Source organism: Pseudomonas sp. FDAARGOS_761 (assembly GCF_013343155.1).
GTDB classification, from domain to species: Bacteria; Pseudomonadota; Gammaproteobacteria; order Pseudomonadales; family Pseudomonadaceae; genus Pseudomonas; species Pseudomonas aeruginosa.
On record NZ_CP054572.1, the window covers coordinates 5,346,451 to 5,373,008 of the forward strand.

Annotated in this window: 21 protein-coding genes; 12 read left to right on the forward strand and 9 right to left on the reverse strand. The window is 68.0% G+C overall.

Going from position 1 to position 26,558, the window contains the following annotated elements:
• Positions 1 to 15: 15 nt before the first annotated feature.
• The 4 genes from FOC67_RS24950 to FOC67_RS24965 all read right to left on the reverse strand — a co-directional run bounded on the left by FOC67_RS24950 (position 16) and on the right by FOC67_RS24965 (position 6,063).
• Positions 16 to 1,134 carry a Re/Si-specific NAD(P)(+) transhydrogenase subunit alpha gene (locus FOC67_RS24950; protein ID WP_003083972.1) on the reverse strand — a complete coding sequence of 373 codons (1,119 nt, stop codon included), beginning with the start codon at positions 1,132 to 1,134 and terminating at the stop codon, positions 16 to 18.
• Between the two features lie 646 nt (positions 1,135 to 1,780).
• Positions 1,781 to 2,680 (reverse strand): TauD/TfdA family dioxygenase, encoded by a 900-nt coding sequence (locus tag FOC67_RS24955; protein ID WP_009314989.1) that lies wholly within the window; start codon positions 2,678 to 2,680, stop codon positions 1,781 to 1,783.
• 67 nt (positions 2,681 to 2,747) lie between these two features.
• Positions 2,748 to 3,650, reverse strand: a complete 903-nt coding sequence (locus FOC67_RS24960) for a TauD/TfdA family dioxygenase (RefSeq protein ID WP_009314988.1) — start codon at positions 3,648 to 3,650, stop codon at positions 2,748 to 2,750.
• A gap of 40 nt (positions 3,651 to 3,690) precedes the next feature.
• Positions 3,691 to 6,063 carry a TonB-dependent receptor gene (locus tag FOC67_RS24965; protein WP_003083968.1) on the reverse strand — a complete coding sequence of 791 codons (2,373 nt, stop codon included), beginning with the start codon at positions 6,061 to 6,063 and terminating at the stop codon, positions 3,691 to 3,693.
• A gap of 350 nt (positions 6,064 to 6,413) precedes the next feature.
• On the opposite strand from FOC67_RS24965, the gene FOC67_RS24970 reads away from it, so the two are divergent.
• Entirely contained in the window at positions 6,414 to 7,331 is a 918-nt protein-coding gene (locus tag FOC67_RS24970) for a LysR family transcriptional regulator (RefSeq protein ID WP_003117232.1), read from the forward strand.
• 23 nt (positions 7,332 to 7,354) lie between these two features.
• Here the strand turns inward: FOC67_RS24970 and FOC67_RS24975 are convergent, their stop codons facing one another.
• The gene (locus FOC67_RS24975) at positions 7,355 to 8,080 is read right to left on the reverse strand and encodes a phosphatase PAP2 family protein (RefSeq protein ID WP_009314987.1); all 726 of its coding nucleotides are present in this window, start codon (positions 8,078 to 8,080) and stop codon (positions 7,355 to 7,357) included.
• 247 nt (positions 8,081 to 8,327) lie between these two features.
• Here FOC67_RS24975 and FOC67_RS24980 point away from each other — a divergent pair, with 247 nt between their 5' ends.
• Positions 8,328 to 9,686: an OprD family porin gene (locus FOC67_RS24980; RefSeq protein WP_009314986.1), complete on the forward strand. Its 1,359-nt coding sequence runs from the start codon at positions 8,328 to 8,330 to the stop codon at positions 9,684 to 9,686.
• Positions 9,687 to 9,723: 37 nt separating this feature from the next.
• On the opposite strand, the gene FOC67_RS24985 is transcribed toward FOC67_RS24980, so the two are convergent.
• The 3 genes from FOC67_RS24985 to FOC67_RS24995 form a co-directional block, all read right to left on the reverse strand.
• The gene (locus tag FOC67_RS24985; protein ID WP_003083960.1) at positions 9,724 to 10,605 is read right to left on the reverse strand and encodes an AEC family transporter; all 882 of its coding nucleotides are present in this window, start codon (positions 10,603 to 10,605) and stop codon (positions 9,724 to 9,726) included.
• Positions 10,602 to 11,417 carry a TauD/TfdA family dioxygenase gene (locus tag FOC67_RS24990; RefSeq protein WP_003107194.1) on the reverse strand — a complete coding sequence of 272 codons (816 nt, stop codon included), beginning with the start codon at positions 11,415 to 11,417 and terminating at the stop codon, positions 10,602 to 10,604. Before FOC67_RS24990 ends, FOC67_RS24985 begins: the two co-directional genes overlap by 4 nt.
• 418 nt (positions 11,418 to 11,835) lie before the next feature.
• Positions 11,836 to 12,897: an ABC transporter substrate-binding protein gene (locus FOC67_RS24995; RefSeq protein ID WP_009314985.1), complete on the reverse strand. Its 1,062-nt coding sequence runs from the start codon at positions 12,895 to 12,897 to the stop codon at positions 11,836 to 11,838.
• 266 nt (positions 12,898 to 13,163) lie between these two features.
• Between FOC67_RS24995 and FOC67_RS25000 the strand changes: the two genes are divergently transcribed.
• The 3 genes from FOC67_RS25000 to atsA all read left to right on the forward strand — a co-directional run bounded on the left by FOC67_RS25000 (position 13,164) and on the right by atsA (position 17,314).
• Positions 13,164 to 14,780, forward strand: coding sequence for an ABC transporter permease (locus FOC67_RS25000; protein ID WP_009314984.1), 1,617 nt, complete (start codon positions 13,164 to 13,166; stop codon positions 14,778 to 14,780).
• On the forward strand, positions 14,777 to 15,616 hold the full coding sequence (locus tag FOC67_RS25005) for an ABC transporter ATP-binding protein (protein WP_009314983.1): 840 nt from the start codon (positions 14,777 to 14,779) through the stop codon (positions 15,614 to 15,616). The genes FOC67_RS25000 and FOC67_RS25005 overlap by 4 nt, the downstream gene beginning before the upstream one ends.
• 87 nt (positions 15,617 to 15,703) lie before the next feature.
• A complete protein-coding gene (gene atsA, locus FOC67_RS25010) occupies positions 15,704 to 17,314 on the forward strand; it encodes an arylsulfatase AtsA (RefSeq protein WP_003137060.1) in 1,611 nt (536 codons plus the stop codon).
• Between the two features lie 99 nt (positions 17,315 to 17,413).
• On the opposite strand, the gene FOC67_RS25015 is transcribed toward atsA, so the two are convergent.
• Positions 17,414 to 18,166 carry a 3-oxoacyl-ACP reductase family protein gene (locus FOC67_RS25015; protein WP_003083953.1) on the reverse strand — a complete coding sequence of 251 codons (753 nt, stop codon included), beginning with the start codon at positions 18,164 to 18,166 and terminating at the stop codon, positions 17,414 to 17,416.
• 116 nt (positions 18,167 to 18,282) lie between these two features.
• Between FOC67_RS25015 and FOC67_RS25020 the strand changes: the two genes are divergently transcribed.
• From FOC67_RS25020 to FOC67_RS25050, 7 genes are all read left to right on the forward strand, one after another.
• Positions 18,283 to 19,215 carry a LysR family transcriptional regulator gene (locus FOC67_RS25020; RefSeq protein WP_009314982.1) on the forward strand — a complete coding sequence of 311 codons (933 nt, stop codon included), beginning with the start codon at positions 18,283 to 18,285 and terminating at the stop codon, positions 19,213 to 19,215.
• A gap of 345 nt (positions 19,216 to 19,560) precedes the next feature.
• Complete coding sequence (locus tag FOC67_RS25025) at positions 19,561 to 20,580, forward strand: methyl-accepting chemotaxis protein (protein ID WP_371028879.1); 1,020 nt, start codon at positions 19,561 to 19,563, stop codon at positions 20,578 to 20,580.
• Between the two features lie 197 nt (positions 20,581 to 20,777).
• Complete coding sequence (locus FOC67_RS25030) at positions 20,778 to 21,143, forward strand: response regulator (protein WP_003083943.1); 366 nt, start codon at positions 20,778 to 20,780, stop codon at positions 21,141 to 21,143.
• A gap of 27 nt (positions 21,144 to 21,170) precedes the next feature.
• A complete protein-coding gene (locus FOC67_RS25035) occupies positions 21,171 to 23,099 on the forward strand; it encodes a chemotaxis protein CheA (protein ID WP_134278666.1) in 1,929 nt (642 codons plus the stop codon).
• Complete coding sequence (locus tag FOC67_RS25040) at positions 23,086 to 23,571, forward strand: chemotaxis protein CheW (RefSeq protein ID WP_003083938.1); 486 nt, start codon at positions 23,086 to 23,088, stop codon at positions 23,569 to 23,571. The genes FOC67_RS25035 and FOC67_RS25040 overlap by 14 nt, the downstream gene beginning before the upstream one ends.
• 35 nt (positions 23,572 to 23,606) lie before the next feature.
• Positions 23,607 to 25,646: an aerotaxis transducer Aer2 gene (gene aer2 / locus FOC67_RS25045; RefSeq protein ID WP_003137052.1), complete on the forward strand. Its 2,040-nt coding sequence runs from the start codon at positions 23,607 to 23,609 to the stop codon at positions 25,644 to 25,646.
• Between the two features lie 69 nt (positions 25,647 to 25,715).
• Complete coding sequence (locus FOC67_RS25050; RefSeq protein ID WP_003083930.1) at positions 25,716 to 26,558, forward strand: CheR family methyltransferase; 843 nt, start codon at positions 25,716 to 25,718, stop codon at positions 26,556 to 26,558.

Sequence of the window (26,558 nt, forward strand, 5' to 3'; positions counted from 1 at the left end):
TCCCGACGCAGCGGCTCAGCCGTTCTTGCGCACCGCCTGGCCGTCGCGGCACATCAGGCAGGCGGCGACGATGTCGTCCTCGAGGTTCACGCTGAAGCCTTCGGCGTTCAGGGTGAGCTTGAGGAAGTCGAGGATGTTGCGCGCGTATAGCGCCGAGGCGTCCGCCGGTACCAGCGCGGCCAGGTTGCTGTGGCCGACGATGGTCACGCCGTGCCGGACCACGACCTGGTCGGCCTCGGTCAGCGGGCAGTTGCCGCCCTGGGCGGCGGCCAGGTCGATGACCACCGAGCCCGGCTTCATCTCCGCCACGGTCGCCTCGTGCAGCAGCGTCGGCGCCTTGCGGCCGGGGATCAGCGCGGTAGTGATGACGATGTCCGACTGCTTGGCGCGCTCGTGCACGGCCTTGGCCTGGCGCTCCATCCACGAGGCCGGCATCGGCCGCGCATAGCCGCCGACGCCTTCGGCGCACTCGCGCTCTTCGTCGGTCTCGTAGGGCACGTCGACGAACTTGGCGCCGAGCGACTCGATCTGCTCCTTCACCGCCGGACGCACGTCGGAAGCCTCGATCACCGCACCCAGGCGCTTGGCCGTGGCGATCGCCTGCAGGCCGGCGACGCCGGCGCCGAGGATCAGCACGCGGGCGGCCTTCACGGTGCCGGCGGCGGTCATCAGCATCGGCATGAAGCGCGGGTAGTGGTTGGCGGCGAGCATCACCGCCTTGTAGCCGGCGATGTTGGCCTGCGAGGAGAGCACGTCCAGGCTCTGCGCCCGCGAGGTACGCGGCGCGGCCTCGAGGGCGAAGGCGGTGATGCCGCGCTCGGCCATGCGGGCGATGTTCTCGTTGTCGAAGGGGTTGAGCATGCCGACCAGCACGGCGCCGCTTTTCATCTGGGCCAGCTCGGCGGCGCTGGGCGCGACCACCTTCAGCACCAGGTCGGCGCCGAAGGCCTCGGCGGCGCTGCCGATCGTCGCGCCGGCGGCTTCATAGGCACTGTCCGGCTGGCTGGCGTTGACGCCGGCGCCGCTCTGGACGATCACCTGGTGGCCTTGGCCGATCAGCTTCTTGACGGTTTCCGGGGTGGCGGAAACCCGCGTCTCACCGGCATGGGTCTCGAGGGGGACACCGATCTGCACTCACGAATCTCCTGCGTGATTGTCGAGTAGTCCGGGGCACTGCGGATGGCGCACCGGCTGCGGAGGTCTAGCTCACATACCGCGATTCGCGAACGAACCTTGGCGCGGCATTGTGCAATCGAGCCGAAAAGCCTTCAACAAGTTCTGAAGGCATACGACAGAGAAACTACAAGTCATAAACCGACCAACAATTCCCGCCCATCGCCGCCGGGCGCGTCCTGACTGGCGTGCAGCCTATCCGGGGAAGCCCGCGCGAGAATATGACATCCCTGCCGTGAATGACCGGCTATCAGGTCAAGCCGCTACGGCTTCGACGGGAAAATATCCTGCCAGCGCCGCGGAATGCCGGGGTAATTAATGTTTTTAATACGCTGTATCAGCAATCCCTGATGCCTGGCCAAAGTAGCAAAGCAAAACTTTGACTACAAAGTCAGGATCGCCTTTCCATGGGCGCTGCAGGCCAGCTCGTTAGACCAAAGGCGAATTGCCCTATGGGCAGGATAGACGCGGAGAAATGGCAGAACTGCGACAGCATGTCGCAGTTCTGCTAGCTATTCGCCGGAACGGAAGGGGCTCGCCAGAGCGGTGCGCAGCGACCGGCGTCGGTCGGCAACGGAGGAGCCGGCGCACGCTGGGGGATGCCGGTTCAGAACGGACGGCTGCCCGCCAGGCTGATGCGCTTCAGGCGCCGCCGCTCGCTGGCCAGGAAGGCGTTGCGCGCATGCAGCACGGCCTGGTTGTCCCACCAGACGATGTCGCCCACCGACCAGGCGTGGCTGTAGCTCAGTTCCGGGCGCGCCAGATGTTCGCGCAGGCGACCGATCAGCGCCTGGCCCCGCGCGGGGTCGTAGCCGGGAATCTCCACCTCGGTGTGGGCGCTGAGGAACAGTACGCGCCGGCCGCTTTCCGGGTGGGTGCGTACCAGTGGGTGCTCGCTGCCCTGGATCGGTTCGATGTCCGGCGTGCGGTAGGTGGCGAAACCGCCGCCGTAGCCGCCCTCGCGCAGGCGGATGAAGGGGTTGTAGTTGATCAGGCGCAGGCCATCGATCTCGCGCCGGGTCGCCTCGTCGAGGCTCTCGTAGGCGCGCGCCAGGTTGGTGAAGCGCGTCTCGCCGCCACTGGACGGCACCTCCAGTGCGTAGAGGAACGAGCCGGAGGACGGCACCGGCGTCCATTGGTGGTCGATGTGTGCCGGCAGGGCGAAGTTGCCCAGTTCGCCGTCGCCGGTGTTGGCCACCTTGACGATGTCCGGCACCTTGCCGTCGCCACCCGAGGACAGCACCGGGATGTCCGCCGGCGGCTGGAACACCGAGCCGAACAGGGTGGCGAAGCGCAAGTACTGCTCATCGTCGAGGTGCTGCTGGCGGAACACCAGGATGTGGTGCTCGCGCAGCGCCTGCTTGAGCGCCAGGACCTGCTCCGGCGCCAGCGGCCGGCGCGCGTCAAGGCCACGGACTTCGGCGCCCAGCGGCGCCTCCAGGGGGGTGATGCGGAATGCCTCGGCGACCTCGGGTTCGGGTTGCCGGGCGGTGGCAGATTGGCTCATGTAAGGGGTCCTCGCGGGTTCGTTCTGCCTGTGGTCGCCCTCCCCGGCGAGGAGAGGGCCGGGTCCGTCATGCCTTCCGGATCGTCCGGCTGCGTTGCCCGTCGATGCCTACCGGCACGTCGCCGCCGAGGGTCACCCGGCGCACTACGCGCGGCTGGTCGCCGTAGTCGTCGATCGCGTAGTGCTGGGTCGCGCGGTTGTCCCAGATCGCCACGTCGCCGGCCTGCCAGCGCCAGCGCACGGTGTTCTCCAGGCGCGTGACGTGCCCCTGCAGCACCGCGAAGAGGTGCGCCGAGTCATGCTGCGAAAGACCCTTCAGGCGTTTCACGAAGTGGCCAAGGAGCAGCGTCCGCTCGCCGCTTTGCGGATGCACGCGGACCACCGGGTGCTCGGTCTCGTAGACGGTCGAGGTGAACACCTTGCGGTAGTTCTCCAACTGCTCCAGCGAGGCGCTGGGCTTGACCCCGGCGTAGTCGTACTCGTTGCTGTGCACCGCCCAGAGCCGGTCGGCCAGCTCGCGCAGCTCCGCCGGCAGGTCGGCGTAGGCGCTCGCCGTGTTGGCCCAGACGGTGTCGCCGCCGGACTCCGGGGCCACCACGCTGCGCAGGATCGAGGCCTTCGGGTAGGCCTCGACGAAGGTCACGTCGGTATGCCAGGAATTGGCCCGGCGGCCTTCGGCGCCATCCAGCTCGAGGAGGAAGCGGGTGCCTTCGCGGGACGGCACGGTGGGGTGGGCGACCGGTTCGCCGAGCAAGTGGGCGAAGGCCTCCTGGGTCTGGTCGTCGAGATGGCTCTGGTCCCGGAAGAAGATCACCTTGTGGCGTACCAGGGCGGCCTGGATCGCCTCGACGGTGGCGGCGTCCAGTTCGCCGGACAGGGTCACGCCGCGAATCTCCGCGCCGATCCGTCCGGCGACCGGCTGAATGTCGAGCCGTACCGGCGTGGCGAGGGCTTGTGCTGCATTGTTCATGTCATGTTCCTCATGCGTGGGGTACTGCGTGGGTGAAGGCTCAGAAGTCGTAGCGCAGCGATACGCCGAGCGTGCGCGGCTGCCCCACCGATGCGGTGTAGGAGCCGTTGATGCTGGCGAAGGCGCTCAGGTAGTAGTCCTTGTCGAAGGCGTTCTTCAGCCATACCGAGGTGTCCAGCTGGCCGTCGCCGAGATCGCTGCGCAGGCCGGCGGCGAGGTTCACCAGGGCGTAGCCGTCGATCTTCGAAAGGTCGGAGTTGTCCAGCGTGCCCTCGGCCGCGGAGCGGTAGGCGTAGCTGGCGCTGACGTAGGGTTGGAAGCGGTCGTCGAGGCGCCACTGGTATTCGCCATTGAGGTTGGCGATCCATTTCGAGGCGCCGACCACGCGCTGCCCGCTGAGGTCGCAACTGCTCGGCGCGCCGGGCCGGGTGCTGACTTCTGCAGGGCACGGGGCATCCTTGAACGACAGGTAGGTGACGTCGTTGTAAGAGCCGTTGAAGTTCAGGGTCAGGCCGCGCAACGGCAGCGCGGTGGCCTCGAATTCCAGGCCGCGCGAGCGCACGCTGCCGGCGTTGGCCAGCACCTGCACCAACTGCGTCGAGCCCGGCGCCTGGTACAGGGTGGTGGCCTGGTAGCCGTGGATGCCGGTCCAGAACAGGTTGGCGTTGAGCAGCAGGCGCCGGTCGAAGAGCGTGCTCTTCAGGCCCAGCTCGGCGTCGTTGGCGCGCTCCGGTCCGACCAGCAGCGAATCGGCGCCGGCGCTCGGCGCGCTGCCCACCGCCAGGTTGACCCCGCCGGACTTCTCGCCGTGGGACAGGCTGGCGTAGCCGAGCAGGTCGTCGCTGAACTGGTAGCTGAGGCTGAGCAACGCCGAAGGGGCGAAGTTGTACTGGCTGAGATCGCCGGAATCGTAGGCGCCGAGCTGGCCGTTGCGCACCGCCGCGCCGACCCCGCCGACCGCCGCGCCGCCCAGCGGAGCGAAGCGCTCGACCTTGGCGTTCTTCTCCTCGTAGGTACCGCGCAGGCCGGCGGTGAAGTCCAGGCGTTCGCTGAGGTGCCAGGTGCCCTGGGCGAACAGCGCGAAGCTGTCGGTCTCGATCTTGCCGTTGGCCTTCGAGTAGGTGTCGTTCAGCGCGCCGAGATTGGCGCCGAGCAGGTACAGGTCGGCCAACGGTCCGTAGGAAGTGAAGGTCTTGTTGCCGAGGTTCTGCCTGAACGCGTAGGCGCCCACCACGTAGTCGAAGGCACCGCCGGTGGGCGAGGCCAGGCGGATCTCCTGGGAGAACTGCCGGTCGTGCACTTCCACCCCGGTGTCGTTGATCGCCGAGACGTTCAGTTGCTCGTCGTTGGCCGGGGTGAAGTGCCAGTAGCGGTAGGCGCTGATGGAGGTCAGGCGGTAGCCGCCGGCGAGGTTCCAGTTGGCCTCCAGCGAGCTGCCGCCCTGGTGCACGCTGACGTGCTGGCGGCCGTTGATGTTGACCTTCTTGCGCTGCGGATCGCGCAACGGCGAAGCGCCGACCAGCGCGGCGCGCTGCCAGAAACGCTCGGCGGCGCCGTAGACCACCATGCTGCCGTTGCTCGAATCCTCCTCGTTGTAGTCGGCGATCCAGCGCAGGCTGAAGTCCTCGTTCGGCTCGAACAGCAATTGCCCGCGCGCGCCCTGGCGCTCGCCGCCGTTGAGATAGTTGTCGTCGTGGATGTTCTTGATGTAGCCGTCGTCGCGGGTGCGATAGGCCGAGAGGCGTCCGGCGAGGGTTTCGCCGAGCGGCCCGGAAACCGTGCCGCGGCCCTGGAAGTAGCCGTCCTGCCCGCCGGAGACCTCGACGGTGCGCTCGGTAGTGAAGGTCGGCGCGCGGGTGCTGATGTTCAGCACCCCGGCGGTGGTGTTCTTGCCGAACAGAGTGCCCTGCGGACCGCGCAGCAGCTCCAGTTGCTCGATGTCCAGCAGGTCGAACACGGCCATTCCCGGACGTCCCAGGTAGACGTTGTCGAGGTAGATCCCGGCGCTGCCTTCCAGGCCGTCGCTGGCGGGGTTGTTGCCGATGCCGCGCACGGCGACGCTCGACTGCCGCGCATGGATGTAGGCGACATTGACGCTGGGCAGCACCTGCTGCAGGTCCTGCACCCGGGAGATGCGCTGGGCCTCGAGAGTCTCGCCGCCGAGCACGGTGATCGGCGTCGGTACCTTCTGCGAATCCTCCTCGCGGCGACGCGCGGTGACGGTAACCTTGCCCAGGGCCGTATCGGCCTTGGCCGGTGCGCTGCCGGCCAGCGGCGGCGCCTCCTCGGCGGGCGCGGGAGCATCGGCGGCACTGGCCGGCAACGCACCGCCGAGGGCGAGCAGCAGGGCCAGGGCGTAGTCGGAGCCGCCGGGCGGCGTTCGGCGGAGCGGCAAGCGGTAGTGATACTTCATCGTGAATGTCCTCGGTTCCGGCACAGCCGGACGCAGGCAGCAGGCGGCCATGCCGCGCAAGGCAGCGATCTGGCGAAAGGTTCGAAGGGGGGCCGGCGGTCGGCTCAGCCCCGGGCGACTGTCAGGGACGACAGCCGCCGGCGACGCGGAAGGGCATTCGGAACGGCGGAGGTGGCGCGGCAAAGGCACGGTGGACCATGTTCAGCTCCTGGGGTCTATCTATGCTTATTACTAAATCGCATATTTTTCTAATTTGTTCTTTGTTGACGGAATAAGAGCTTGCATTTAAAACCAGCACATCCCGAACGGCAAATGCCTTTGTCCAATATTTCCAATGCCGGTAAAGCATCATGGATCTGCGCCAACTGCGTTACTTCATCGCCCTCGCCGAACACCGCAGTTTCGTCCGCGCGGCGGACGCCATGGGCATCACCCAGCCGGCCTTCAGCCGCAGCATCCAGGGCCTGGAGCAGGAGCTTGGCTGCCAGTTGGTGGACCGTGGCAGCAAGGACCTGCGCCCGACGCCGGAAGGCCAGGTGGTGCTGCAACACGCGCTGAGCCTGGTGCAGGGGTCGGCCAACCTGATCCACGAGATCGCCCAGTTGAACAAGCTGGATGCCGGCGAGCTGCGCTTCGGCAGCGGGCCGGCGCCGGCCCAGCAACTGGTGCCGGACGCGGTGGCCGACTTCATCAACCGCCACCCGCGGGTGCAGATCAGCCTGGACGTGGACAACTGGGAAAAGCTCAGCCGCTCCCTGCTCCGCGAAGAGATCGAATTCTTCGTCGCCGACATCCGCGACTTCGAGGCCGACCCGAACTTCCAGACGCGCCCGCTGACCCCGCGCCGCGGCCAGTTCTTCTGCCGTCCGCAACATCCGCTGCTGGGCAAGGACAGCCTGTCCACCAACGACCTGTTCAACTACCCGCTGGCCTCGACCCTGATTCCCCCGGGCATCCGCAAGCTGCTGGCGAACCTCAGCGGCAAGATCGACTTCGCCGCCAACATCCGCTGCGAGAACATGCACGCGCTGATCCGCATCGTCCGCCAGACCGACGCCATCGGCATCGCCAGCGACGAGACCCTGCGCCCCTACCTGCAGCGCGGCGAACTGCAACCGCTACAGTGGCGCAACCTGCCGCAGAACCTGGATAGCCTCAGCGCCCGCTGCGGCATCATCAGCCGCAGCGGCTACCGGCTTTCGGCAGCGGCCAAGGCGATGATCGAGACGCTGGTGGAACTGGACCAGGCGCAACACGCGGCGGCCTGAGCCGCCGCGCGGTTTCCCTTCCTCTACTGGAGTTTCGGCAACCCCAGCGCGCCGCGCAGCTCCTCGCGCACCGCGGCAAAGTCGGCGGCCACCGCCGGATCGGCCAGCAGGCTCGCCACCAGCGCCGCGGCGGCGGTCTGCCCGCCTTCCAGGTCGCTGGGGAAGTGCACGCCGGCCAGCACCCGGCTCTGCGCATGCTCCTCGGCGCGGGCGAAGAACGCATCGTGATGCTCCGGCACCAGCATGCTCAGCAGCGAGGCCTTGAAGTAGCTGTCCATGGTGTGGCCGCTGGGATAGGACTCCCCCTCCGGCGGCGGCAGCACCGGCTTCACCTTCGGTGTCACTTCGTAGGGACGCGGGCGGGCGAAGTGCTTCTTCGCCGGCATCAGCACCTCGACCAGGTTTTCCTGGGCGCGGTTGAAGAAACTCCGGGTCAGCGGCAGGCGTTCCTTGTCGAACGAGGCGCCCAGCAGGTCGCCGGCGAAGGGGAAGACGTTGTCCTTCCACTGGTCGTGGGCGCGCACCCGGCGTACCTGTTCGGGCGTGCGCAGGCGTTGCGCCTCCAGCACCGCGCCGAGATCGGCGACGGCCGCAGCCGAGTCCGCCGCCGGCGGCGGCGGGAGGTAGTCGGCCAGGCGCGGTGGGTGGGCCAGCGGATAGGGCGCGGCGGCGGTCTCCCCGAGACAAGACAGCGGCGCGAGCAGCGAAAGGCAGAGCAAGAGCGAAGGGCATAGGGTCTTGTTGTTCATGAAGCGTATTCCCTGAGGCGAGGTTGCATCGGGAGCCGAGGCTCCCACCCACGGCCGTTGCGGATGACGGCCGACGCCACACTCTCCGTCGGTGACTTCCGAAATGCTTGACCCGGCCTGCCGTTGCACATGCCAGCCCCTGCCAATGGCAGGCCCCGGCAAAAGCCGAGGCAGGGAAACACAAGCGGCCTGCGGAGCGACTTCCGAGACTGCGCCCACCTGGCACTCAGGTGGGAGAAAACAATAAATGCAAAATCTCAGACGCGCTGTATTCGCCGGCCTGGTCGCCGGCACGCTTTCCGAAGGGGCGGCCGCGACGGCCGGGGATGGGGGCTTCGTCGAGGACAGCGAACTGCAGTTCCTCGCCCGCACCTACTACTTCAACCGCGACTACCGCGACAGCCCGAACAACGCCGGGCGCAACCGCTTCAAGCCCAGGAGCGAGCGCAACGGCTACCGCGAGGAAACCACCCAGGGCCTGCGCCTCCAGTTCGCCTCCGGCTACACGCCGGGCAGCCTCGGCTTCGGCCTCGACGCCCATGCCATGCTCGGCCTGCAACTGGACAGCGGCGGCGGCCGCACCGGCACCGGCAACCTGCCGGTCGGCGCCGACGGCCATCCCGACCATCGCTACGGCAAGGTCGGTGGCGCCCTCAGGCTACGCCACGGCAAAACCCGCCTGAAGTACGGCCAGACCACCACCAGCGCGCCGGTGTTCGCCGCCAGCAGCAACCGCACGCTGGCCGGCATGGCCTACGGCCTGCTGCTGGAGGATCGCTCGTTCGACGGGCTGCTGCTCGAGGGCGGGCGCTTCACCGCCGCCTCCGGCCCCGGCGAATCCAAGGTCCGCGGCGACATCAGCACCGTCTACGGACGCCTCGGCGCCTATCCGGTGCGCCTCGACGCGGTCGGCTTCCTCGGCGGTCAATGGCAGGCCACGGAGCGGCTGCAACTGTCGCTCTACGCCTCGCGCTTCGACGACATCTGGCAGCAGGCCTATTTCGGCGCCAGCCATCGCCAGCCGCTGGGCGGGGAGCGCGCGCTGCGGGTCGACCTCGACGCCTACCGCACCCGCGACAGCGGCCAGAGCCGCTTCGGCCGCATCGACACCCTGGCCAGCTCCCTGGCCCTGGGCTACGAACAGGGACCGCAGCGCATCACCCTGGCCTACCAGCGTGTCCACGGCGAGCAGCCGTTCGACTACATGGCCTTCGGCGACGGGCGCTCCAGCGCATCCATGGTACTGGCCAACTCGGTGGGCTACTCCGACTTCAACGGACCGGGCGAGCGCTCCTGGCAATTACGCTATGACCTGGACCTCGGCGCGCTCGGCCTGCCTGGGCTCAGCCTGCACGCGCTGCATGCCCGCGGCCGTGCCGGGGCCAGCGCCAGCAGCGCCGCCGAGAGCATCTACGCCGGACTCTACGGGCGTGACGGGCGGCACCGGGAAAGCGACCTCGGCTTCGCCTACCGGGTCAAGGCGGGCCCCCTCGCCGGCCTCGCGCTGCGCGCCTCGCAGGCCTGGCACCGGGGCAACGCGAGCTATCTCGACGGCGACATCGACGAAACCCGGCTGGTCGTCGATTACTCCCGCTCGATCTGGTGACGCCCCGGGCCGCCCCGCGAGGCGGCCCGGATCGTCCTCACGCGCGCGGCAGCAACTGGATGAACAAAGGCGTGGAGAGCAGCACCAGCAGCGTGGTGATCAGCACCATGCCTGCCACTTCGTTCACCGGGCCGTCGTAACGCTTGGCCAACAGGTAGGTGAGCACCGCGGTCGGCATCCCGCACTGGATGGCGAAGGTGCCCGCCGCCACCGCCTCCATGCCCAGGCCGGCAGCGATCCCATAGCCGACCGCGAAACCGCCCCAGACCCGCACCAGAGACAGCAGCAACGGCCGCCAGGTCTCGTGCAGGCGCAGACCGGCCAGCGACAGGCCGAGCATCACCAGCATCAGCGGCACGGTAATCCCGCCCAGCAGGCGGGTCACATCGCGCAACGGCGGCGGCAGGCTCCAGCCCAGGGCGATCAGGCCCAGCGCCACGGCCAGGGCATAGATCATCGGGTTGCGCAGGATGCTCGCCGGGGTGATATCGCCCGAAGCGAACCAGACGCCGAGCGTCGCGTGACCCACCTGGATCAGGGTGGAGAACGCCACCGCATACACCAGCGCCTCCTCGCCGAAGGCCAGGTAGGCGATGGGGATGCCCATGTTCCCGGAGTTCGGCAGCATGATCGACGGCAGGTAGCGCCGCACCGGCATCCGCAGCAGGCGCAGGGAGACCAGGCCCAGCAGGGCGAACGCCAGCACCGCCAGCGCGGTGGCGAGGAACACCCCGGCCACCATGCCAATGGACAGGCCGGGGCGGTCCAGCGACGACAGCAGCAGGCAGGGAAAGCCGACGTTGGCCACCAGGAACACCAGCGCGCGGGTATCCACCGGCCCGGCGGAACGGCTCCAGGCGAAACCGATGCCGGTGCAGATCAGGATCGGCAGCACCACCGCGACGAACTGTGCGATCACAACCCCACCTTGAAGCCCAGTTCCAGCTCCGCTCGCAGGCGGCCGTGGCCGTCGAAGTTGAGCCGGCGCATCTCGCGCAGTTCGTTGGCGCAGAAGGCAGTGCGCCCGTGCAACACCGCGGTGTTGTCGAGCACCAGGATTTCCCCCGGCTCGAGCTTGATCCGCAGTTGGCAGGCCGGATCCTCGAGCGCCGCCACCAGTTCGGCGAAGGCCTCCACCGCCACAGGGTGCTCGACCACCTCGGCCGCCCCGTCGTTCTGCCGGAACTTGATGCCCAGCGCCTCGCCGTTCAGGCGGAACACCGGCTGGGTGCTGCTCTGGTGCTTGCGCACGATGGTCAGGGCGTCGCCGCGCAGCAGGCCGAGATGCTTGGTCGGCATGCGCCGGCGCAGGCGCTCGAAGGCCAGTCCGGCGCTGGCCAGCAGAGTCTCCCCGCCCTCCCGGGCGTTGCGCACGCATTGCAGGCTGCACAATTGCTCCGGGGTGTCGAGGAAAGCGCCGTCGGTGTGCAGCTTGTGCTCCAGCGGCGTGGAGCCGAGGTAGCCGCTGACATACCGCGCATTGCTGATCGGCACGATGCCGTCGGCGTCGGCGCGCGGGTGGGGGGCGGCGCGGCCGAACAACTCCTTGAGCGCGAGAAGTTCCTGCCTGTCTTCGCCCTGTTCGCTGCGCAACAGCAGGAAACCAAACTCGTTGAGGGTCCGGATGATCGCCGATTGTTCCTGGCGGGATAACTTCACCAGCGTTCTCACCGAAACTTTCACGCGTTCGAGATCGAGTGTCGCGTCGAACAATTTGCTATCGAGATTCATATGACCGCTCTCCTCCGAAAGAAAATCAGGAATGCCGCCGACGCGCAGGGCGAGGCCCGGCGCTGGCGCCGCGCTGTCGTAGTGATGGGCAGGCTAGATGCGGGACGCGGCGGTTCGCCGCGAGATACTTGGAGTTGTTTCCGGGGAGGGTCGGGAGAATTGTCGGAAGGGAAAACTGGAAGAATTGGCAGTGCCGATTTTGTATCTGAATATATGGGGCGATTAACGAACGAAATGATCGCGGAATAACCTGCGGATTACCCGCGTGAAACTTTCATGACGCGATATACGCAGAATCCCCGACCAACGGCTGGATACTTCGCTCGATCCCAGTCATTGGTTGGGTCGGTGCAAGAATTTCGAAACATATTACAAATTGCTACGAAACGGCGCCGCCTCGGCCGTCCCCGGCTCGGCGTCACTCCGCCGCTTGCGCCACGGCCTTGGCCTTCGCCAGCTTGCCGGCCGCCTCCAGCAGTTCCGGCGCGGCCCACTGCTCGGCGCTGAATTCGCGACGGATCAGGCCGAAACGCTTGGCCGCCTGGATCGAAGCATCCAGCCGGCCAAGGAAATCGGCGTCCAGGCGCGGCGACAGGGCGTCGCCCAGCTTGCGGCCACGGTACTCGCTCTGCAGGATCACCACCGGGTAGCTGGCCTGCTTCGACACCAGTTCGATGTAGGCGTCGCGGTTCTCCTCGCGGGCCAGCCAGTCCTGGGCCTGCAACTGCACCTTGAGCAGCCGCTCGGTGATGTCCGGATGGGCATCGACGAAAGCCCCGGAGCCGACCAGCAGCGCCTGCAGGGTGCCGGCGCCGTCCAGGTCGCGGGTGCTCAGCGGAATTTCCGCGAGCCCGCGGTCGCGCAGGGCGAACAGCCCGGCCAGGCCCCAGGTGGCATCGATCTGCCTGGCTGCGAGGGCGGACAGGGCGGCGCTGAAGTCGAGGTTGATCACCTTCAGGTCCTTCTCGCTGAGACCGACGCTGGCCAGGGCATTGTCGAACGACAACTGGCTGGCGGTGCCACGGAAGATGCCTACGCGCTTGCCCTTGAGATCCTCCAGGGTCTTGATCCCGGAGCCCGGCTGCACGCCGAGATAGTGGTTGACCCCTCGCGCGGTAGCGGCCAGCAGACGGCTGTCCAGGCCTCCGGACTTGCCGATGATCGCCGCCAGGTCGCCGAGGTAGGCGAAGTCCACCTGGCCGTTGGCGAACGCTTCGTTGACCACCGGGCCGGCGCCCTTGAAGAAGTTCCATTTCACCGCGATGCCGTCGTTGGCGAATTCCTTCTCCAGCAACTGGCGGGTGTAGAGCACGTCGACCACGCCGCCGCCCGAGTGCGAACTGCCGGCGCTGACGTCCGGCACCGCGATGCGGATTTCCTTCGGCGGAGCGGCGCTCGCCAGCGGCACGTAGGCACCGAGCAGGCCGGCGAGGACAGGCGCGGCGAACAGACCGAGCAGGGAAGACGTAAGCGCTTTCATGGGGCGGCTCCTTGGAACGGGAAGAGAGGGATTCCCGCCGGGAGCGGGTGAGCGGCTAGCTATGCACAGCGGCGCCTCGAAAATAAATAATAAAAATTCATTTTTTTATAACCATAAGCAGTATGACAGGCCGCACGGGCCTCTCCGCGTCATATGCAGCCAGAGCATGGAAAATATTCTCCAAATGCATTTGCCGCTGCCTGGCGCCTTTCTTTAAATGACCCTTCTTAGCGAAAAAATGCATTGATGCGGCGATTTATATTCCCATGAAGAATATCGATAAAACCCTTTCGCCCGCCTGGAGCCGGCCACTGCCGCGCCTGGCGCCGCCGCCCTCCGCGGCTTTCGCCCGGCGCCTGGGGGACAGCCTGCTGCCCTGGTTGCTGCCGCTCGGGCTGGCGCTGCTGTGGTGGGTCGCCAGCCATCGCCACTGGATGTCGGCCCAGGTGCTGCCGACTCCCGAGCTGGTCTGGCAGAGCGCCCGCGAGTTGCTCGCCGGCGAACTCTGGAGCGAATTGGCGATCAGCCTGCGGCGCCTGGCCTGGGGCCTGCTCGCCGGGGTCGCCAGCGGCGCCGCGCTAGGCGCCTGGCTGGGCTTCAGTCCGCGTGCCGAGCGCCTGGTCTTCCCCACCTTCAGCGCCCTCGCGCAGATCCCCACGCTGGCCTGGATCCCGCTGTTCATGCTGTTCTTCGGCATCGGCGAACTGCTCAAGCTGGTGGTGCTGGTGAAAGCGGTCGTGGTGCCGGTGACCATCCATACCCTGGTCGGCGTGCGCGACGCCCAGCCCAAGCTGCGCGAAGCCGCCGCGGTGCTGCGCCTGCCGCCACGCCTGCTGGTCTGGCGGCTGATCCTGCCGGCGGCGCTGCCGGCCTTCCTCACCGGGCTGCGCCTGGCCCTGGCGCAGGGCTGGACCTCGCTGCTGGCGGTCGAGCTGCTGGCTTCCAGCGAGGGCATCGGCTACCTGATGGTGCAGGGCCGGCAACTGTTCATGCTCGACATCGTGTTCGTCTGCATCCTCGTCATCGGCCTGGTCGGGGTGGGCATGGACCGCGCCATCCAGTGGCTCGACCACCGCCTGCTGCACTGGCCGCAAGCCGCCACCGGCGAATTCCGCCGGCGCCCGCCGGGACGCGGCTGGCAGCGCCTGCAGGTCTGGCTGCCGCCGCTGGCGCTGCTGCTCCTGTGGCAGTCGGCGAGCAGCGCCGAATGGGTCGATCCGGCGATCCTCGCCAGCCCTCTGGAAGTGGCGCGGGCGACCTGGAGCGGAGCGCTCGACGGCAGCCTGCCGGGCGCCCTGTTCGACAGCCTGAAGCGCACGCTCGGCGGCCTCCTGCTGGGCGGCGGCCTGGGTTTCCTCGGCGGCCTGCTGCTCGGCCTGTGGCGCCCGGCGGAACGCTTCTTCGGCCCCACTTTCGCGGCACTGCGGCAGGTGGCGATCTTCGCCTGGGTGCCGCTGCTCACCGCCTGGTTCGGCCTGGGCGAACCGGCCAAGCTGACGTTCGTCGCAATCGCCGCCTTCTTCCCGCTGCTGCTGGCCACCCAGCGCGGCATCGCCAGCCTGCCGCCGAGCCTCGGCGAGGCGGCCCGGGTGCTGCGCCTGGGTCCCTGGCGACGGCTGCTCCGGCTGGTCCTGCCGGGTGCCGCCCCGTCGGTGTTCGCCGGCCTGCGTCTGGCGCTGATCTACGCCTGGCTGGGAACCATCGGCGCCGAGTACTTCATGCCCTCCGACGGCGGCATCGGCAGCCTGATGATCGGCGCCCAGCAACTGTTCCGCATGGACCTGATCGGTGCCGGCATGCTCCTGGTCGGCCTCACCGGCGCCCTGCTCAATGCTCTCGGCCAACGCATCGAAGCGCGCGCCACGCGCTGGAGACACGCATGAACGCACTCACCGCGCCCGCCACGGGCACCCCGCTGGTCAGCTTCCGCCAGGTGCGCAAGCACTTCGCCGTGGACGGCCGGCGACTGGAAGCGATCCAGCAGTTCGACCTGCAGATCGGCGAGGGCGAGTTCATCGCCATCGTCGGCGCCAGCGGCTGCGGCAAGTCGACCCTGCTGCGCCTGCTGATCGGCCTGGACCGCGACTACGACGGCGAGATCCGCGTCGACGGCCGGCCAATCGCCGGCATCGGCGGCGAACGCGGCATCGTGTTCCAGGAGCACCGCCTGTTCCCCTGGCTGACGGTGCAGCAGAACGTCGCCCTCGGCCTGGTCAACGAAGCCCTTGGCGAAACCGACAAGGCGGCGCGGATCGACGAATACATCCGCCTGGTCGGCCTGCACGGCTTCGAGCGTGCCTACCCGCACCAGTTGTCCGGCGGCATGGCCCAGCGCGTGGCGATCGCCCGCGGCCTGGTGGCCAGCCCGCGCCTGCTGCTGCTCGACGAGCCGTTCAGCGCCCTCGACGCACTGACCCGCCAGCAGTTGCAGGAAGAGTTGCTGGCGATCCGTCGGCGCACCCGCATCACCACCCTGCTGGTCACCCACGACGTCGAGGAGGCGCTCTACCTGGCCGACCGGGTGGTGGTGATGGAGCCGCGCCCGGGGCGGATCAGGCGGGTGGTCGAGGTGGACCTGGCGCACCCGCGCGAGCGCGGTGGCTTCGACTTCCTGCGCCAGCGCGAAGCGCTGCTGCACGAACTGACCGCCGACGGCGAGTACGTCGCGCCACCGCCGCGACGGGTGGAAAACCTGCCCTTCGAATTCCTCGCTTGCTGAAAAGCCCCTTGCCCTGGCCCTTTCCCCTTGCGGGAAGGGCGGGGGCGAGGGCCCCACCCTCTCCTCCCATCCAGACGAGACCCGCGCATGAGCAAACGCCCCAACTTCCTGGTGATCGTCGCCGACGACCTGGGCTTCTCCGATATCGGCGCCTTCGGCGGCGAGATCGCCACGCCGAACCTCGACGCCCTGGCCATCGCCGGCCTGCGCCTGACCGACTTCCACACCGCCTCGACCTGCTCGCCGACCCGCTCGATGCTGCTCACCGGCACCGACCACCACATCGCCGGGATCGGCACCATGGCCGAGGCGCTGACCCCGGAACTGGCAGGCAAGCCGGGTTACGAAGGGCATCTCAACGAGCGCGTGGTGGCGCTGCCGGAGCTGCTCCGCGAGGCCGGCTACCAGACCCTCATGGCCGGCAAGTGGCACCTCGGTCTGAAGCCGGAACAGACGCCCCATGCACGCGGTTTCGAGCGTTCCTTCTCGCTGCTGCCGGGCGCCGCCAACCACTACGGCTTCGAGCCTCCCTACGACGAAAGCACTCCGCGCATCCTCAAGGGCACGCCGGCGCTCTACGTGGAAGACGAGCGCTACCTCGACACGCTGCCGGAGGGTTTCTATTCCTCCGATGCCTTCGGCGACAAGCTGCTGCACTACCTCAAGGAGCGCGACCAGAGCCGGCCGTTCTTCGCCTACCTGCCGTTCTCCGCGCCGCACTGGCCGCTACAGGCGCCGCAGGAGATCGTCGAGAAGTACCGCGGCCGCTATGACGCCGGCCCAGAGGCGCTGCGCCAGGAACGCCTGGCCCGGCTCAAGGAGCTGGGCCTGGTGGAGGCGGACGTCGAAGCCCATCCGGTGCTCGCCCTGAGCCGCGAGTGGGAAGCCCTGGACGACGAGGAACGGGCGAAGTCGGCGCGGGCGATGGAGGTCTACGCGGCGATGGTCGAGCGCATGGACTGGAACATCGGCAGGGTCGTGGACTACCTGCGTCGGCAGGGCGAGCTGGACAACACCTTCGTCCTGTTCATGTCCGACAACGGCGCCGAAGGCGCCCTGCTGGAGGCCTTTCCGAAATTCGGCCCGGATTTGCTGGGCTTTCTCGACCGGCACTACGACAACAGCCTGGAGAACATCGGCCGCGCCAATTCCTACGTCTGGTATGGCCCGCGCTGGGCCCAGGCGGCCACCGCGCCGTCGCGCCTGTACAAGGCGTTCACCACCCAGGGCGGCATTCGCGTGCCAGCGCTGGTGCGCTACCCGCGGCTAAGCCGGCAGGGCGCGATCAGCCATGCCTTCGCCACGGTGATGGACGTCACCCCGACCCTCCTCGACCTCGCCGGTGTCCGCCACCCAGGCAAGCGCTGGCGCGGCCGCGAGATCGCCGAACCGCGCGGCAGGTCGTGGCTGGGCTGGCTTTCCGGCGAGACCGAGGCGGCCCACGACGAGAACACCGTGACCGGCTGGGAGCTGTTCGGCATGCGTGCGATCCGCCAGGGCGACTGGAAGGCGGTGTACCTGCCGGCCCCGGTGGGTCCGGCCACCTGGCAGCTCTACGACCTGGCCCGCGACCCGGGCGAGATCCACGACCTCGCTGACAGCCAGCCGGGCAAGCTGGCGGAGCTGATCGAGCATTGGAAGCGCTACGTCAGCGAGACCGGTGTCGTAGAGGGGGCTTCGCCTTTCCTGGTGCGATAAGCGGAACCTCTCCCCTCGCCCTCTCCCTTCAGGAGGGAACGTCTGGCCATAAGGTCGGGGAGAGGGGCTACTTCGCCGGGCGGAACGAGGCGCCCCGGGTCAGGCCGAGAAACCGCCATCGATGGTCAGGCTGGCCCCGGTGATGTAGGCCGCTTCCGGCCCGGCCAGGTAGGCGACGAAGCTGGCGATTTCCTCGCTGCGGGCGTAGCGCGGCAGCGCCATCAGGCCCTTGAGGGTCTCGGCGAAGTCGCCGTCGTCCGGGTTCATGTCGGTATCCACCGGACCCGGCTGCACGTTGTTCACCGTGATCCCGCGCGGGCCGAGGTCGCGGGCCAGGCCCTTGGTCAGGCCGACCAGCGCCGACTTGCTCATCGCGTAGGTGGCGCCGCCGGCGAACGGCATACGTTCGGCATTGGTGCTGCCGATGCTGATCACCCGCCCGCCGTCGCCCATGTGCTTGACCGCCGCCTGGGTGGCGACGAAGACGCTGCGCACGTTGATCGCCAGGGTCCGCTCGAAGTCGGCCAGCGGCAGCTCTTCCACCGAACCGAGGGCGAGGACGGCGGCGTTGTTGACCAGGATGTCGATGCGTCCGAAGCGAGCCGCCGCTTCGTCGACGGCGGCGACGAGCGCGGCCGCGTCGGCGCTATCGGCATGCAGGGCCAGGATGCTGGCTCCGGCGCCTTCGAGTTCGGCCGCCAGGGCCCGGGACTTGTCCGCCGAGCTGACGTAGGTGAAGGCGACGCTGGCGCCTTCGGCGGCCAGCCGGCGAACGATGGCGGCGCCGATGCCGCGGGAACCGCCCTGGACGAAGGCGACTTTGCCGGCGAGGGATGCAGAGGATACGGACATGGAAATCTCCATCGGAGTGGATAGACAGGCCCCGAGTTTCCGTCGTCCATTGCAGACCTGGTAGCGGGTAATCGCTATATTCAGCCGATACCAATGGTTTATGCGGGCCCTTTCCCATGGAAACCCTCAGCAACATCCAGTGCTTCGTCCGCAGCGCCGAGGCCGGTAGCTTCGCCGAGGCCGCCAGGCGCCTGGGCCTGACGCCGGCCGGGGTGGGCAAGAACGTCGCCCGCCTGGAAAGCAACCTCGGCGTGCGCCTGTTCCAGCGCAGCACCCGGCGCCTGACCCTGACCGAAGCCGGGGAGCGTTTCCTGCAAGAGGTCGGCGGCAGCCTGGAGGGCATCCAGACCGCTCTCGCCAACGTCTCCAGCGTCGGCAACCAACCCAGCGGCACGTTGAAGGTCAGCATGGGGCTGGCCTTCGGCCGCGACTACATCCTGCCGCTGCTCGGCGAGTTCCTCGAACGCTATCCCGACATCGTGCCCGACTGGCATTTCGACAATCGCCAGGTGGACCTCATCGGCGAAGGCTTCGACGCCGCCATCGGCGGCGGTTTCGAACTGCCGCCCGGGGTGGTGGCGCGCGACCTGACGCCGGGCCACCTGATCCTCCTCGCCTCGCCCGCCTACCTCCGCGACAAGCCGCCAATCCGCCATCCAGGCGACCTGGGCGGCTTCGACGGGATCCGCATCCGCTCGCCGCAGACCGGCCGCGTGCGCTCCTGGCCGCTGCGCCGACGCAACGGCGAGGAGGCGCCGATCGAGCTGCGCGAACGCATGACCATGAGCGACCCGGAAGCCACCTGCGAGGTCGCCGCCATGGGCCTGGGCATCACCCTGGTATGCATGCAGCACGCCTATGCCTACCTGGAGTCCGGCGCCCTGGTGCGGGTCCTGCCGGACTGGTACGTCGACGCCGGCAACACCAGCCTCTACTACGCGGCGAACAAGCTGCTACCGGCCAAGACCCGGGTCTTCGTCGACTTCGTCGTCGACTACTTCCGCCGCCAGGACCTGGCCCGGCGCTTCTCCGCCTTCCCAACCGGCTAGCGCCAGCCATCCGTCGCCTCGGCAAACGGGAAAAGGCCCTGGCACCGGCCTCGCCGGAAAAACGGCAGTTTGACATTACCGATTGGGACTCTAGTTTTAGAAAACGCCGCCGACGAGCTTGGAAGGCGTCTTCCGCACGGTCCCGAGGGACCGCCTGGAAGCCCTGCTCCGATCCGGCACATGGAGTGCAGCATGCGCGAGTCCCTCGGTGTTTCGTTACCATCCCGGCCCCTGCTGCTGAAGCTGGGCCTGCTTTCCCTACCCTGGGCGTTGTGCGCCGGGCTGCATGCCGTCGGCCTCGGCGTCTGGCTGGTCCTGGCGCTCGGTTGGTTCGCCAGCCTGGCCATGCTCGTCCTCCTCCTGCGCGCCCCTCGGCAAGCGGTAGCGAATGCCAACCCGCAGGCGGATGCCGCTTCGCCGGCCTGGAGCGCGGCGCAACGGGCGCTCGCCGACGAAACCGCGCAACTGGACGGTCACGCCCGGCAGATCGACGAACTGCTGCATTCGGCGATCCGCCAGCTCAGCGACAGCTTCCACGGCCTCGCCGAACGCATCGATACCCAGCGCGGCCTGTCCCATTCGCTGATCGAGCGCTACGACGGGCGCGGCCAGGTCGACGAAGGCATCAACTTCCAGGACTTCGTCAGGACCACCCAGCAGACCCTCAGCCTGTTCGTCGAGGCTACCCTGGAAACCAGCCGGACCTCGCAGCAACTGGTGGAACGCATGGACCAGGTGCGCCTGAAGATCACCGAGATCCTGCAGTCGACCCAGGACATGGACGCCATCGCCAAGCAGACCAACCTGCTCGCCCTCAACGCTGCCATCGAGGCCGCCCGAGCCGGCGAGAGCGGCCGCGGCTTCGCCGTGGTCGCCGATGAAGTGCGCGCGCTGTCGACCCGCTCCACGGAGTTTTCCGCCGCCATCCGCAAGCACGTCGACGTGGTCCACCACGAGATCCAGGACGCCGAGAGCGCGATCTCGCAACTGGCCGACAAGGACATGTCCTTCGCCCTCGATTCCAAGCAGAAGATCCAGGGCATGCTCGATGACCTGGAGGCGATGAACCGGCACACCCTGAAGGTCATCCACGAACTGGACCGGCTCTCACTGGAAGTCGGCCAGGGCGTCGATGCGGCGGTCACCGCCCTGCAATTCCAGGACATGGGCAGCCAGTTGCTCGGCCAGATGCGCAAGCACCATGCGCGTCTTGGCGCCTTCGCCCTCGGCCTCGGCGCGCTGGAGGCGCGGCCGCGCCAGGAATGGCCCGAACGGGTCGCGCGGGAGGTCGAGGAACTGCGCCGGCCCTTGCCCAGCCCGGTGAGCCAGAACAGCGTCAACGTGGGCGAAGTGGAATTGTTCTGAGGGGTATCGATAGCCAATCCGTCTAACCGGATAACTATCCGACGAGAAACCGGCGCCAATAATTGAAATCCACCGGACATTGTCTTTACTGGAACTAGCAAAGGGCCATCAGAGCCCTCCGTCACAGCCACCTGGCACACACCACCTTCGCCGCCGAGCTTGGCGCTGCGGTAGGGACACCGTGAGGACGCAAGACCATGGGCAAACCGATTCTGATCGTCGACGACTCGGCGTCTATCCGCCAGATGCTGAGCTTCACCCTGAAGTCCGCCGGCTACGAGGTGGACGAGGCCGCGGACGGCAAGGAAGGCCTCGGCAAGGCCCAGAGCAAGAGCTACAGCCTGGTGTTCACCGACCAGAACATGCCGAACATGGACGGCCTGTCGCTGATCCGCAGCCTGCGTAACCTGGCCGGCTACCGCAGCGTGCCGATCCTCATGCTGACCACCGAATCGAGCGACGCGATGAAGCAGCAGGGACGCAGCGCCGGCGCCACCGGCTGGCTGGTGAAGCCGTTCGACCCGCCGAAACTGCTCGAAGTGACGCGCAAGGTCCTGCCCTGATTCCCGTTCCCCCGCGGGGGAGGTCCCATGCCCCAGGATATGAGCCAGTTTCTCCAGGTGTTCTTCGAGGAAACCGAGGAACACCTGGCCACCCTCGAACTCCTCCTGATCGGTCTCGACCTGGACCGGCCGGACAGCGAGACGCTGCACGGCATCTTCCGCGCCGCGCATTCGATCAAGGGTTCCAGCGGAATGTTCGGTTTCGACGACATCACCTCCGTCACCCACGAACTGGAGACCCTGCTCGACCGCATCCGCTGCGGCCAGATGGGCCTGCGGCCGGACATGATCAGCTCCTTCCTCGAAGCCCGCGACGTACTGCAGCGCCTGCTCGACGCCCATCGCAGCGGCCGTCCCGACCCCGGGGTGCCGTTGCTGGAGACGGTCGAGCGGCTGCGCGGCTGGCTGCGTGCGCCGGAGCAGGAAGCGGCGGAGGAAGGCTTCGGCCTGTTCGACGACGCGCCCACCAGTCCCGCCAGGGAAACCGCGGACGACGATGCCTTCGGCTTCTTCGACGAAGGCCCGGGCGCTCCGGAACGAGCGGCCGCGCCGGAAGCGTTCGGGCTCTTCGACGAGGCGCCCGGCGCACCGGCCGCGAGCGAAGCGTTCGGCCTCTTCGATGACGCGCCGGGCTCCCCGCCCACGGAGGAACGCGCCTTCGGCCTGTTCGACGGCGCCCCCGGCAGCCCCGCCGCGCCCAGCGCGCCCGCGCAAGCCGTCGCCGCGCCGGCCAGGGGCGCAGTCGCGCCCGTGCGTGGCGACGGCGAGTCCGGCTCGATCCGGGTCAGCGTGGAAAAGATCGACAGCCTGATCAACCTGGTCGGCGAACTGGTGATCACCCAGGCCATGCTCGGCCAGCTCGGCGAGCAGCTCGATCCGAGCCACCACGAGCGCTTGCAGCACGCCCTGGCCCAGCTCGAACACAACACCCGCGACCTGCAGGAGTCGGTGATGTCGATCCGCATGCTGCCGATCAACTTCATCTTCAGCCGCTTCCCCAGGCTGGTGCGCGACACCGCCACGCGCCTGGGCAAGCAGGTCGAGCTGCACCTGCACGGCGAGCACACCGAACTGGACAAGAGCGTGATCGAGAAACTCAGCGATCCGCTCACCCACATCGTCCGCAACAGCATCGACCACGGCATCGAAACACCCGCCGAACGCCTCGCCGCCGGCAAGCCGGCGAGCGGCACGGTGAAGCTCGCCGCCAGCCACCAGGGCGGCAGCGTGGTGGTGGAGGTTTCCGACGACGGTCGCGGCCTGTCGCGTCCGCGCATCCTCGCCAAGGCCCGCGAGCGCAACCTGCCGGTGCATGACGGGATGAGCGACGCCGAGGTCTGGCAACTGGTGTTCATGCCCGGCTTCTCCACCGCCGAGACGGTTACCGAGCTGTCCGGACGCGGCGTCGGCATGGACGTGGTGAAGCGCAACATCGGTGCCATGGGCGGGCGCATCGACATCGACTCGGCGCCCGGCATGGGCACTCGCATCGGCATCCGCCTGCCGCTGACCCTGGCGATCCTCGACGGCCTGATCGTCGCCGTCGAAGCGGTCAACTACGTGATTCCGCTGACCTACATCGTCGAGTCGTTGCAGGCGCGCAGCGACGACGTGCGCGGCCTCGGCGGCGAAGACAACGCGATGATCCGCGTGCGCGGCGAGTACCTGCCGCTGTTCAGCCTGCACGAGCTGTTGCGCATCGGCGGCGAAGCGCCGGCGCCGGAGCAGGGCATCGTGGTGATCCTCGAGTCCGAGGAGCGCAGCTTCGCCCTGCAGGTGGACGAGCTGGTCGGCCAGCAGCAGGTGGTGATCAAGAGCCTGGAACAGAATTTCCGCCGCGTGGAGGGTATCGCCGGCGCCACCATCATGGGCGACGGCAGCGTCGCCCTGATTCTCGACGTCGATGCGCTGCCACGCCTGGCGGCGCGGGAGGACACCGCCGATGAACGGCACTGAGGCAAGCCAGGCGAACGGCCCGGCGCAGGAATACCTGACCTTCACCCTGGGCCGCGAGGAGTACGCCATCGACATCCTCCGCGTGCAGGAGATCCGCGGCTACGACCAGGTCACCGCGATCGCCAACGCGCCGCCCTTCATCAAGGGCGTGATCAACCTGCGCGGGGCGATCGTGCCGATCGTCGACCTGCGCATCAAGTTCCACCTCGCCGAGGTCACCTACGACCCGTTCACCGTGGTGATCATCCTCAACATCGGCCGGCGCATCGTCGGCGTGGTGGTGGACTCGGTATCCGACGTGATCGCCCTGGGCGGCGACGCGATCAGGCCGCCGCCGGAGTTCGGCGCCAGCTTCGACACCGAATACCTGCTCGGCCTGGCCACCGCGGGCGAGCGCATGTTGATCCTGGTGGACATCGAGAGACTGATGACCAGCCGCGAAATGGCGCTGGTCGACGAAGCCGCGGCCTGAGCGGCGCCAACGAGGGATAGGCAGGGGATATCGAAATGGGTCTGTTCAATGCACATGCGGTGGCGCAGCAACGCGCCGACCGGATCGCCACGCTCCTCCAGTCGTTCGCCGACGGCCAGCTCGACACCGCCGTCGGCGAGGCCCCGGCGCCCGGCTACGAGCGTCTTTACGACAGCCTGCGGGCGCTACAGCGGCAACTGCGCGAACAACGCGCCGAACTCCAGCAGGTGGAAAGCCTGGAGGCGGGGCTGGCGGAGATGAGCCGCCAGCACGAAGCCGGCTGGATCGACCAGACGATTCCCGCCGAACGCCTAGAAGGCCGCGCGGCGCGCATCGCCAAGGGCGTCAACGAACTGGTGGCCGCGCACATCGCGGTGAAGATGAAGGTGGTCAGCGTGGTCACCGCCTACGGCCAGGGCAACTTCGAGCCGCTGATGGACCGCCTGCCGGGCAAGAAGGCGCAGATCACCGAAGCCATCGACGGCGTTCGCGAGCGCCTGCGCGGGGCCGCCGAGGCGACCTCGGCGCAACTGGCCACGGCGGCCTACAACGCGCGGATCAAGAGCGCGCTGGACAACGTCTCGGCCAACGTGATGATCGCCGACAACGACCTCAACATCATCTACATGAACCGCACCGTCAGCGAGATGCTCGGCCGCGCCGAAGCGGATATCCGCAAGCAACTGCCGAACTTCGACGCCGGCCGCCTGTTGGGCGCCAACATCGACGTGTTCCACAAGAACCCGGCGCACCAGCGGCACCTGCTGGCCAACCTCACCGGCGTGCACAAGGCCGAGCTCAACCTCGGCGGCCGGCGCTTCTCCCTCGACGTGGTGCCAGTGTTCAACGACGCCAACGAACGCCTCGGCTCCGCCGTGCAATGGACCGACCGCACCGAGGAACACCGCGCCGAGCAGGAAGTCTCGCAACTGGTGCAGGCGGCGGCCGCCGGCGACTTCAGCAAGCGCGTCGAGGAGGCCGGCAAGGAAGGCTTCTTCCTCAGGCTGGCGAAGGACCTGAACAGCCTGGTGGATACCGCCGACCGCGGCTTGCGCGACGTCTCGCGGATGCTCGGGGCGCTGGCCCAGGGCGACCTCACCCAGCGCATCGAGGCCGACTACCAGGGCACCTTCGGCCAGCTCAAGGACTTCTCCAACGAGACCGCGCTGAGCCTGTCGCGGATGCTCGGGCAGATTCGCGAGGCCGCCGACACCATCAACACCGCCGCCAGCGAGATCGCCAGCGGCAACGCCGAACTGTCGGCGCGCACCGAGCAGCAGGCGTCGAGCCTGGAGGAAACCGCCTCGAGCATGGAAGAACTGACCAGCACGGTGAAGCTCAACGCCGAGAATGCCCGCCAGGCCAACTCGCTGGCGGCCAATGCCTCGGAAGTGGCGACCCAGGGCGGCACCGTGGTGCAGAAGGTGGTCAGCACCATGTCCTCGATCAACGAGTCGGCGCGCAAGATCGCCGACATCATCGGGGTGATCGACGGCATCGCCTTCCAGACCAACATCCTCGCCCTCAACGCCGCGGTCGAGGCAGCCCGCGCCGGCGAGCAGGGCCGCGGCTTCGCGGTGGTCGCCGGGGAAGTGCGCACCCTCGCCCAGCGTTCCGCCGCCGCGGCCAAGGAGATCAAGACGCTGATCTCCGACTCGGTGGACAAGGTGGAGAACGGCAACACCCTGGTGGCCCAGGCCGGACAGACCATGAGCGACATCGTGGTAGCGATCCGCCGGGTCACCGACATCATGTCGGAGATCGCCGCCGCCTCCGCCGAGCAGAGCACCGGCATCGAAGAGGTGAACAGCGCGGTCTCGCAGATGGACGACATGACCCAGCAGAACGCCGCGCTGGTGGAGGAAGCCGCGGCCGCCGCCGAGGCCATGCAGGAGCAGGCGGGCCTGCTCAACCAGTCGGTGGCGGTGTTCAGGCTGGACACTCCGCCGAGCGTGGTCCAGCTCGCCAGCGCGCGGCCGTCCGCGCCACGCCCCAGCGCGCCGGCGCCGCTGGCCCGCAGCGGCATGGCGCGGGCCAGCAAGGCGCGCAAGGAAGACGGCTGGGAAGAGTTCTGAGACCACGCCGCGCCTCCGCCAGGCGGAGGACGGCAAGCCCTTAGGGTCGACCAGGGAAACCCGACGCCAATGCCCACCTCCACGCCTTCGCCGGTGTTCGGCAACCAGGAGTTCCACTACACCCGCGAGGACTTCCAGCAAGTACGCGAGCGGCTCTACCGGCTGACCGGCATCAGCCTGGCCGAGAGCAAGGCGCAACTGGTCTATAGCCGCCTCTCGCGGCGCCTGCGCCTGCTGCGGCTCGGCAGCTTCGCCGAATATTTCACCCACCTCGACCGCGAGCCGGGCGAGCAGCAGTTGTTCGTCAACGCGCTGACCACCAACCTCACCGCATTCTTCCGCGAACGCCACCACTTCCCCCTGCTCGCCGACCTCGCCCGCCGCCAGTTGCAGCGGCATCGCCCGCTGCGCATCTGGTCGGCGGCGGCGAGCACCGGCGAGGAACCCTATTCGATCGCCATCACCCTGGTGGAGGCGCTGGGCAGCTTCGATCCGCCGGTGAAGATCGTCGCCTCGGATATCGACACCGGGGTGCTCGACTGCGCCCGCCTGGGCGTCTATCCGCTGGAACGCCTGGAGCAGATGCCGGCGCCACTGAAGAAACGCTTCTTCCTCCGTGGCACCGGGCCCAACGCCGGCAAGGCGCGGGTGGTGGAGGAACTGCGGCAACTGGTGGAGTTCCGCCAGATCAACCTGCTGGAAGCGGACTGGTCGATCGCCGGAGAACTCGACGCGATCTTCTGCCGCAACGTGATGATCTACTTCGACAAGCCGACCCAGACCCGCCTGCTGGAACGCATGGTGGCCCTGCTGCGGCCGGAGGGCCTGTTCTTCGCCGGGCATTCGGAGAACTTCGTCCACGCCAGCCACCTGGTGCGGCCCGTCGGCCAGACCGTCTACAGCCCGGCCTGA